This window comes from Pseudomonas sp. NPDC087626, from assembly GCF_044743405.1.
Lineage (GTDB): Bacteria > Pseudomonadota > Gammaproteobacteria > Pseudomonadales > Pseudomonadaceae > Aquipseudomonas.
This window is the reverse complement of the sequence record NZ_JBIUWJ010000041.1, coordinates 17,521-28,075: the sequence shown is the minus strand read 5'-3', so window position 1 is coordinate 28,075 and position 10,555 is coordinate 17,521. Positions and strand designations below refer to the sequence as shown.

The window sequence follows — 10,555 nt, the reverse complement described above, 5'->3', positions numbered from 1 at the left end:
CGATCGAGCTTGCCATTGGGGGTATGCGGCATCCGCGCCAGCACCACGATCTGCGCCGGCACCATGTAATCCGGCAGTGCCGCTTGCAGTTGCTGCTTGAGCAGTGCCGCCAGCCCAGGCGCCGCATCCGCTTCGACGTAGCCCACCAGCACGCTCCCGGCAGGTCCGGGACGCGCCACCACAGCGGCTTCGCGCACGCCCTGGAAGCGGCGCAGGCAGGCTTCGATCTCACCGAGTTCGATGCGGTAGCCGCGGATCTTCACCTGCTGGTCGATCCGCCCCAGGTACTCCAGCGCCGCGCCGCGCCAGCGCACCAGGTCGCCCGTGCGGTACAAACGCTCGCCAGCAGCGCCGAAGGGCGCGGCGATGAAACGCTCGGCCGTCAGGCCCGGACGGCGGTGATACCCGCGGGCCAGGCCGACGCCACCGATGTACAGCTCACCGGCCACGCCTTCGGCCGCTGGCTCCAGGCTTTCGTCGAGAACATGCAAGGCGGTGCCGGCGATGGCTTCACCGAGCAGCACCTGGGGTGCATCACGGTCCAGGCGCTTGCGCGCCGACCAGATGGTGGTCTCGGTCGGGCCATAGAGGTTCCACAACTCACCGACCACAGTCTGCAGGCGTGCCGCCAGATCGCTGCCCAAGGCCTCGCCGCCGCACAACGCGCGCACCCCATTGAGGGCGCTGAACTGCGGATGCTCACTGAGCATCCGCCAAGTCGACGGCGTGGCTTGCACGCAGCCGACGCCCTGGTCGGCGATGTACTGCAGCAAGCGGCCGGCGTCGCGGGCCAGCAGCCGATCGGCCATCACCACGCTAGCGCCCGACACCAGTGGCAGGTAAAGCTCCAGCGCCGCGATATCAAAGGACAGCGAAGTCAGCGCCAGGACCTTCTCGCCCATTGCCAGGCCAGGAGCCTGGGCCATGCTCGACAGGAAGTTGGCCAGTGCCCCGTGGTGCACGGCGACACCCTTGGGCAGCCCGGTGGAGCCCGAGGTATAGATGATGTAGGCCAGTTGCTGCGGGTCGATGCTCGGCAGGCCTGGCGAGGTCGGCTCCGCAGCCGGCAAGTCCAGTTGGTCGAGGCACCAGCGCTGCTGGCCGGGGGTGGCTGGCGGCAGTTGGTCGAGCAACGCACTGTCGGTCAACACCCAGCGCGCCTGACTGTCATCGAGCATGTGGCGCAGGCGCTCAGCCGGGAATTCCGGGTCCAGCGGCACGTAGGCAGCGCCGGCCTTGAGCACGGCGAGCAAGGTCACCAGCAACTGGGCTCGACGCTCCAGGCACACCCCGACCAACGTCACCGGCCCCACACCATGGGCCAGCAGGTGCTGGGCCAGGCGCGTGGAGGCCTGATCGAGGCTGGCATAGTCGAGCGTTTCCGCGGCGTCGCTGACCGCCGGCAAAGACGGCGTGCGCCGCGCTTGCTCGGCGAACAGCGTCGGCAGGCTCAGCCCCTCCGCCAGCGCCGGGGTTTGCCGAGCACGGTCGATGGCCCGCTCACGGGCTTGTGCCGTAAGCATCGCCAGCTCGCCGAGGCAGCGCTGTGGATCCCCCGGCAGCGCGCGCAGCAACTCACCCAGGTGCCCCGCCAGTTGTGCCAGGAATTCCTCGCTGAATGCCTCGCTACGGGCCGCGAAGGCCACTTGCAGTTGCTCACCCGGGTTGACCGTGAGGGTCAGCGGATAGTGGCTGGACTCGCGCTGGTGCACCCCAGCGATGCCCAGCCGCTGGATCGCACGGCTGCGCAGGGCTGCGTCCACCGGGTAGTTCTCGAACACCAGCAAGCTGTCGAACAGTGACTGGCCGGCACTGCCCGCCCAGCGCTGCACCTCGTACAACGGCACCTGCGCCTGCTCTTGCAACTGCAAGGTCTCGCCCTGCAACTGCAAGAGCCAGTCAGCCAACGGCTGCTGGACCAGCGGCTCGGCGATCAGCGGCAAGGTATTGATAAACAGCCCAAGCATCTCGGCACTGCCGGCCAGATCGGCCGGACGCCCCGACAGCGTGACGCCGCAGCACACCACGCGCTGGCCACTGTGGCGTTGCAGGAGCAGCAGCCAGGCAGCTTGCACCAGGGTATTGAGGGTGACCCGCTGGCGGCGGGCAAAATCCTTCAGGCGGTCGGTCGCCTGGACCTCCAGATTGAACTCCAGCAGGTGTTGCGAGGCCGTTGCCGACGCGGTCCCGGTCCCGGCGAGCAAGGTCGGCGCATCGAGTGTCGCGGTGCGGGCCTTCCAGAATGCTTCGCCACGCAGCGGATCCTGGCGCTGCAGCCAGTCGATGTAGTCGCCATAACGGCCGGCCTGGGCGCCAGTGTCTTCACCGACATACAGACCCAGCCATTGCTCGATCATTCGCGCACTGCTCCAGCCATCGAGCAGCAGATGGTGGTACGTCCACACCAGGCGGGACCGGTTGGCGTCCAGGCGCAATACCTGGACCCGCTGCAACACGGGCACGTCAAAGCTGAATGCCACGCCACGCTGCTGCTCGGCGAACTCCGCCAGGGCCTCTGGGCTAACATCGCGGCCGCGCCAGTCGTGCTCTTCCCAGGCCTCTGGGACCTGCTGGTAAACCAGTTGCAGGGGCTGATCCAGGCCATCCCAGGCAAAGGCGGTGCGCAGGATCGGATGGCGCGCGATCAGTTGTTGCCAGGCCTGGCGCAAGCGCTGGGGATCGAGGTCATCGACGTCGAATGCCAGTTGGTTGACGTAGACGCCGGCGGTGGTGTCGCTCAGGCCATGGAACAGCAAGCCTTGCTGCATCGGCGACAGGGGGTAGGCATCTGCCAGTGCCGCGCGGCTGACCGGCAACCGCGCCCAGGCGGCGTCATCCAGCAACCCCAGACCAGTGCCACCGGCGAGCGGTGGTGCCGCCTGCGGTAGCAGATGCCCGGCGACCAAGGCCAGGCGGCGTACCGTCTGTTGCTCGAACAGGTCACGCGGGGTCAGCGTCAGGCCGGCTTCACGGGCCCGCGCCACCACTTGCACCGAGACGATCGAGTCGCCGCCCAGTTCGAAGAAGTTGTCCTCGGCACTGACCTGCGGCACGTTCAGCACGCTTTGCCAGATCGCGGCCAGCAGGGTTTCTACCGCGCCTTGCGGCGGTACATGCACGCGGGTTTCCAGCTCCGGCTCCGGCAAGGCCTTGCGATCGAGCTTGCGGTTCGGTGTCTGCGGCATGCGCTCCAGACGCATCAACCGCGCCGGCACCATGTAGTCCGGCAGCTGTGCTTGCAGGCGTTCACGCAAGCGACCCAACAGCGCGTCGTCGGGTTCGGCCACCACATAACCAATCAACTGGTTGTGCCGCGCGACTACCGCCGCTTCGCGCACCCCGGGCTCCGCCAGCAGGCAGGCTTCGATTTCGCCCAGCTCGATGCGGAACCCACGGATCTTCACCTGCTGGTCGATCCGGCCCAGGTATTCCAGCGCACCATCGGCGCGGCGGCGCACCAGGTCGCCAGTGCGGTACAGCCGCGCGCCGTCGCCAAATGGGTCGGCGACAAAACGCTCGGCCGTGAGTGCCGGCCGGGCGTGGTAACCCCGTGCCAGGCCTTCGCCGCCGATGTACAGCTCACCGGCCACGCCTGGCGGCAACGGCTCAAGGTCATCATCGAGGACGTGCAGCGCGGTGTTGGCCAGGGCTTCGCCGAGCAACACTTGCGGGTGTTCGGCGTCCAGCCGGTAACGTGCCGACCACACCGTGGTCTCGGTCGGGCCATACAGGTTCCACAAACCACCGGCGACCGCGCTCAGGCTGCGCGCCAGATCGGCCGGCAAGGCTTCGCCACCGCACAGCACCTGACGGCCGGCCAGGGCCGGCAGGCTCGGATGCTCGGCGAGCATGCGCCAGGTCGAAGGCGTGGCCTGGATCGCGGTCACTTGCTGTTGTTCGATCTGCGCCCACAGGCGCTCCGGATCACGGGCGGTGTCGCGGTCCACCAGCACCACGCTGGCGCCACTGACCAGCGGCAAATACAGCTCCAGGACCGCGATGTCGAACGACAGCGAGGTCAGGGCCAGCAATCGACCGCTCTGCTCCAAGCCCGGCGCCTGGGCCATGCTCGCCAGGAAGTTGCCCAGCCCGGCACGGCGCACGGCCACGCCCTTGGGTTTGCCGGTAGAGCCTGAGGTGTAGATCACGTAGGCCAAGTGCTCGCCGCCGGCCAACGGCGTTGGGTTGCTGTCGAGGCCTTGCTCGCCCAGTTGATCCAGCCACCAACACTCGGCGGCGGCACCCAGCGCCTGCAGCGCGGGCTGCAACGAGGTCTCGCTGAGCAACAACGCAGCGCCGCTGTCATCGAGCATGTGCCGCAAGCGTTCGGCCGGGAACTCAGGGTCCAGCGGCACGTAGGCGCCGCCGGCCTTGAGCACGGCCAGCAAGGCCACCAGGAGCTGCGGCCCGCGTTCCAGGCACACGCCCACCAACACATCCGGCCCCACACCCGCGGCTTGCAGGCGATGGGCCAAGCGGTTGGCCTGGCGGTTCAGTTCGGCGTAGCTCAGGCACAGTTGCGCCTGGCGCAGCGCAATCGCCTGCGGCACACGGGCGGCCTGGCGCTGGAATTGTTGCACCAGGTCAAAATCGGCCACCCCGTGGTCGTGGGCAGCACCGGCATTCAATACCGCTGCCCGTTCGCTGACGCCCAACAACGGCAGTTGCCCCAAACGCAGGCTGGCGTCCTCGCTGATCGCCAGCAACAGCTGATGCAGGTGGCCGTCGAGGCGCTCGATCGCCGCGCTATCGAAGCGGGCACGGTCATAGCTGTAGCAGAACGCCAACGAGTCGCCCTGGTTGACCAGCAGCATCAGTGGGTAATTGCCCTGCTCGCGGCTGAGCAGATTGGAGAACCGTGGGCCGTCGCCCTGGCCACTCAACAACGCGCTGTCGAGCGGGTAGTTCTCGAACACCAGGATCTGCTCGAACAGGCTCTGCCCGCCCTGCCCGGCCCAGCGTTGAATGTCATACAGCGCCGAGTGTTCATGCTCGCGCACCGCCAGGCCCAAAGCCTGGACGTGGTCCAGCCATTGGCCGACGGTGAGCTGTGGGTGCGGGCTGGCAACCACCGGCAAGGTATTGATGAACAGCCCCAGTTGCTGCTCGATCCCCGGCAACTCGGCCGGACGCCCGGCGACGGTGGCGCCGAAGGCCACGCACGCCTGGCCGGTGTAGCGCTGCAGCAGCAACAGCCAGGCAGCCTGCAGCAGACTGCTGAGGGTGACCTTGCGCTGGCGGGCGAATTGGCGCAGCCGCTCGCTGGTCGCGCTGGACAGCTGCGAGCGATGCTCGGCGGTGCCTTGCCCGGGATTTTCCAGGGCAATAGCCGCCGCCAGCGAGGTGGGCGACTGCAGCGGCGCCAACTGCTCGCGCCAGAAGCGCTCGCTGGCGGCCGCAGGGTTGCCGGCCAACCAGGCGATATAGTCACGATAGCGCCCCACTGGGGTCGGCAGCGCTTGCCCGGCATAGCGCTGCATCACCTCGGCGAACAACTGGGCCTGGCTCCAGCCGTCGAGCAGCAAGTGATGGCAGGTCCAGATCAAGTGATGCCGGTCGGTGCCGGTCTGCACCAGCAGCAGCCGCATCAAGGGTGGACGCAGCAGGTCGAAGGGACGGCGCTCGGCCTCGGCGAGGGCTTCGATATCGCCCGCCTCGGCTTCGCTCCAGTCCAGCGCGACAGCACCCATGATGACCTGCAACGGTACCCCGCCCGCCGGGCTGACAAAACCACTGCGCAGCACGCCATGGCTGTCCAGGGACGCTTGCCAGGCGGCACGCAGACGCTCGGGATCGAGGCCTTCGGCATCCATGCGCACCTGGTTGATGTAGCTACCATCGCCCGGTTGATACAGGCTGTGGAACAGCATGCCGTGCTGCATCGGCGACAGCGGGTAGAGGTCTTCAACCTGGCTCAGCGGCAGCGCCAGGGCATCCAGTTGCGCTTGGTCAAGGGTCGCCAAGGGGAAGTCCGACGGCGTCGCACCGCCGACGCCTGGCGTCAGGCAATGGGCGACCAGCGCCAACAGTTCGGCCTCATACAGTGCCACCAGTTCGGCCAACCGCTGGGCGTCGAGTTGCTGTGGGCTGAAGGTCCAGGCCAACTGCAGGCGACCGTCGTTCACCCCGCCGTCGATCGCCAGCCAATTGGACAGCGGCGCCGCCGGGGCCAGGTTGTCTGCGCAAGGCTCCGTCGCACGGCGCAGCAGGCCCGCGTCAAAGCTGGTATCGAACTGGCCCAGATAGTTGAAGGTGATGCGCGGCACCGGCCGCGCCGCCAACTGCGCCCGCACCTGTGCGGGAGCCAACTGTTGCAGCAGGCCGAAGCCCAGGCCGCCGTCCGGCACCCGACGCAGTTGTTCCTTGGTGGCCTTGAGCGATTGGCCCAGGTCAGCGCCGGCCTGGAGCCGCACAGGATAGGTAGAAGTGAACCAGCCTACGGTCCGACTCAGGTCCAGGTTAGCCAGATGTTCCTCGCGGCCATGGCTTTCCAGCTCCACCAACAGTTCGCCCTGTTCGCTCCAGCGCCACCAGGCCCGGGCCAGGGCACACAGCAGCAGGTCGTTGACCTGGGTGCGATAGGCCGCCGGGGCATCGCGCAGCAGTTGGCGGGTCTGGGTCTGGTCCAACTCCAAGGCCAGCGTCACGGCCTCACTGACCGCGGCCGGGCCAGCGTGGCGTGCCCCCGGGAAACTGGCCGCAGCTTCGCCCAGTTGCGCCAGCCACCAGGGCATTTGCGCCAGCACCTCGCTGTGCTGCGCGCGCTGCGCCAGAAAACCCGTCCACTCACCGAAGGCATGGCTGCGCCGCGGCAACGCCGCAGTGCTATCGGCCAGCAATTGCTGCAGGTCTTCGAGCAGGATGCGCCAGGAAACGCCGTCCACGACCAGGTGATGAATCGCCAGGAACAGGCGTTGGCCAGCGCCTTGCATGTCGATCAACACGGCCCGCAACAGTGGGCCGTGCGCCAGGTCCAGGCTACCTTGCGCCTGGTTGACGAGCAGCGCCAGGGCGTCGGCATCCGCCGCCTCGCGGCTCCAGACCTCGACCCCGGTGGGCGCCGCGTAGGCGCCATGCCAGGTGCCCGCGGGCTCCTGATGCCAACGCAGGTTCAAGGCATCGTGATGAGCAACCAGGGTAGTGAGCGCCTGTTCCAGTTGCGCCACCGCCAGCGGCGTTGCCACGGTCAGCAACAACGACTGGTTCCAGTGCTGACGCTGGACCATGGGCGTGGCGAAGAACCTTTGCTGCACTGGCGTCAGGGCGATAACGCCCGGCTCCGGGCGTGCAGCCCCTTCGCGTTGCTGGCCCAGGGCCGTGGCCACCTGTGCCAGTTGGCGCAGGGTCTGGTGGCGGAACAGATCCCGCGGACCGACCTGCCAACCGGCCAACCGGGCGCGGCTGGCGACCTGGATGGCGATGATGGAGTCGCCACCGAGTTCGAAAAAATTATCCTGGGCATCGATCTCATCGACACCCAGCAACTGGCTCCAGATCGTCGCCAGCGCCTGCTCCACCGGCCCTTGTGGCGCGTCCAGGGTGCGGACCTTGCGCACCGGCTCCGGCAAGGCCTTGCGGTCGAGCTTGCCGTTGGCGCTCAAGGGCATCTGCGCCAACACGATGATCTGCGCCGGCACCATGTACTCCGGCAGTGCTTCACCCAAGCGCAGACGCAGGGCGTCTGCCAGGCCGTCGTCGGCAGCCGCGACCACATAGCCGAGCAATTGCTTGCTGCCGGCTGTCGCTTGCGCCACTACCACCACCGCTTCGCTGACCGCTGGGTGTTCCAGCAGCCGCGCCTGGATCTCCCCCAACTCGATGCGCAAGCCACGGATTTTTACCTGATGGTCGATACGTCCCAGGTATTCGATCGCCCCATCGTCACGCCAGCGCGCCAGGTCACCGGTACGGTACAGCCGGCTGCCCTGGCCGAACGGATCGGCGATAAAGCGCTCGGCAGTCAGCCCGGGACGTCCCAGGTAACCCCGAGCCAGGCCAACACCGCCGATGTACAGCTCGCCCGGCACGCCTTGGGCGACCGGCAACAATTGCCCATCGAGCACGTACAGGCGCAGGTTAGCGATCGGCCGGCCAATAGGCACGCTTTGCAGGCCCGGGGTGTCATGGCAAGCCCAATGGCTGACGTCGATGGCCGCCTCGGTGGGGCCATAAAGGTTGTGCAGGCCGGCGCTGCTCTGCGCCAGGAAGCGCTGCTGCAGATCCACGGGCAAGGCTTCGCCGCTGCACATCACCAGGCGCAAGCGCGGACAGTCGGCCAGGGACTCAGAGGCCAGGTAGGCTTGCAGCATGGACGGCACGAAGTGCAGGACGCTGATGCCCTGCCCGGCGATGATCGCCTTGAGCTCGGCCGGATCGCGATGGGCGCCGGGAGCGGCCATGACCAGGGTCGCGCCGGTCATCAGCGGCCAGAAGAACTCCCACACCGATACGTCGAAACCAAACGGCGTCTTTTGCAGAACCCGGTCGTGCTGATCGAGGGCAAAAGTGGCCTGCATCCATTGCAGGCGATTGCACAGCGCGGCGTGACTGTTGCCCGCCCCTTTTGGCCGGCCGGTGGTGCCGGAGGTGTAGATGCTATAGGCGAGCTGGTCGGGGTGATTGAGCAGTTCCGGGTCATCCACCGGGTACTCGGCAAACAGCGCAGCGTCGCGGTCCAGGCACAGCACCTGGCAATCGCTGGCTGGCAGGCGCGCCAGCAGATGCTCCTGGGTCAGCAGCAGTTTGGCGCCGCTGTCCTCAAGCATGTAGGCGAGGCGCTGGTCAGGCTGGTCCGGTTCCAGCGGCAGGTAGGCAGCGCCGGCCTTGAGCACGGCGAGCAGGCCGACCACCATCTCCAGCGAACGCTCGGCGAACACCCCGACCAGATGCTCCGGGCCGACGCCGCGCGAGCGCAGGTAATGCGCCAGGCGGTTGGCGGCAGCGTTGAGTTCGCCGTAGCTAACTTGCCGATCGCCGACGATCAGCGCCGTAGCCTCGGGTGTAGCGAGCGCCTGCGCCTGCAGCAACACCTGCAGGCATTGCGGCTGCGCGTAGTCGACTGCAGTGGCGTTCCAGCCATCGAGAACCTGCTGGCGTTCATCGGCGTCAAGCAACGTCAGGTCGCCGATTGCCGCGTCGGGACGTTCGGCGCAGTCGTGCAACAGACGCAGGAAATGCCCGCGCATGCGCTCGATCCGCGCGGCATCGAACAGGTCGGTGGCATAGGTGAAGGCACCACTGAGCACGCCATTGGCGTCTTCCTCGGTATCGAGGCTGAGGTCGAACTTGGCCATCTGCGGCGTAGCCACCTGCAGCCGGGCCTGCACGCCGGGCATGCCGGAGAGTTCGGCAGTGCTGCGCTGCTCGTGATTGAACATCACCTGGAACAGCGGGTTGCGGCTCAGGCTGCGCTCTACACCGAGGGCGTCCACCAGTTCCTCGAACGGCAGGTCCTGGCAGTCCTGGGCGGCGATGACCGTCTGCCGGACCGCGTCGAGCACGGAGCGGAACGCCAGGCGCGGCTGCAGTTCGCTGCGCAACACCTGGGTATTGACGAAAAAGCCGATCAGCCCCTGGACTTCCTGGCGCTGACGGTTGGCCACCGGTACCCCCACCAGCAGTTCCTGTTGCGCCGTATAACGGTGCAGCAGGACCTTGAAGGCGGCCAGCAACAGCATGAACACGCTGCAACCACTGGCAGCGGCCAGCGCCTTGAGGCGCGCGCTCAGTGCCGGTTCCAGTTCAAAGCCCAGGCTCGCGCCGCGAAAACTCATTTGCGCCGGTCGCGCATGATCGGCCGGCAGTTCGAGGATCGGCGGACGCTCGCCCAGGGTCTGGCGCCAATAGGCCAGTTGGCGCTCGCCCTCGCCGGCTTCCAGCCAATTGCGCTGCCATAGCGCGTAGTCGGCATATTGCACTGGCAAATCCGCCAACTGCGGGGCCTGCCCCTGCAGGTAGGCGGCATAGCCCTGCGCGAGTTCGCCGAGCAGGATCTGCATCGACCAGCCATCGGAAATGATGTGGTGCAACGCCAGCAACAAGGCGTGACGCTGCTCGCCCAAACGTACCAGGGTGAACTGCAGCAACGGCCCTTGATAGAGGTCAAACGCTTGCCCGGCAGCGTCTTGCAAAGCCGTGGCCAGGGCCGCATCAGGATCGGCCATGGCGCGCAGATCGAGGACTGGCCAGGCCTGCGCTACGGGGGCCTGGATCACTTGCGACAGCTCGCCGTCGACCTCGGCAAAGCGGGTACGCAGGATTTCATGGCGGGCGACCAGGCTGTGGAGCGCCGCCAGCAATGCCACCTCGTCCAGCTCACCTTGCAGGTGCAGCACGCCTGCCTGGTTATAGGCGGCAGACTCCCGGTCCAGTTGCCAAAGAGTCCACAAGCGACGCTGCGCATAGGACGCCGCCAGTGCTGAAGCATTGTCCGGGCGCGGTGGAATCGGCAGGCTTTCAATGCTCATGCCCTGGGACTTGAGCTTCTCACCCAGCTGGCGACGCGCGGCCGGGTCGAGTTCGGCGAAGCGCCGGGCCAGGGCGAGCAAACGATCGG

At 67.2% G+C, this 10,555-nt stretch carries 1 pseudogene; it reads right to left on the bottom strand.

Annotation, left to right across the window (positions count from 1 at the left end):
• Nucleotides 1–2: 2 nt before the first annotated feature.
• Nucleotides 3–10,466 (bottom strand): annotated as a pseudogene (locus ACIOVD_RS25005) (amino acid adenylation domain-containing protein); the annotation flags it as partial.
• Between the last annotated feature and the right edge of the window lie 89 nt (nt 10,467–10,555).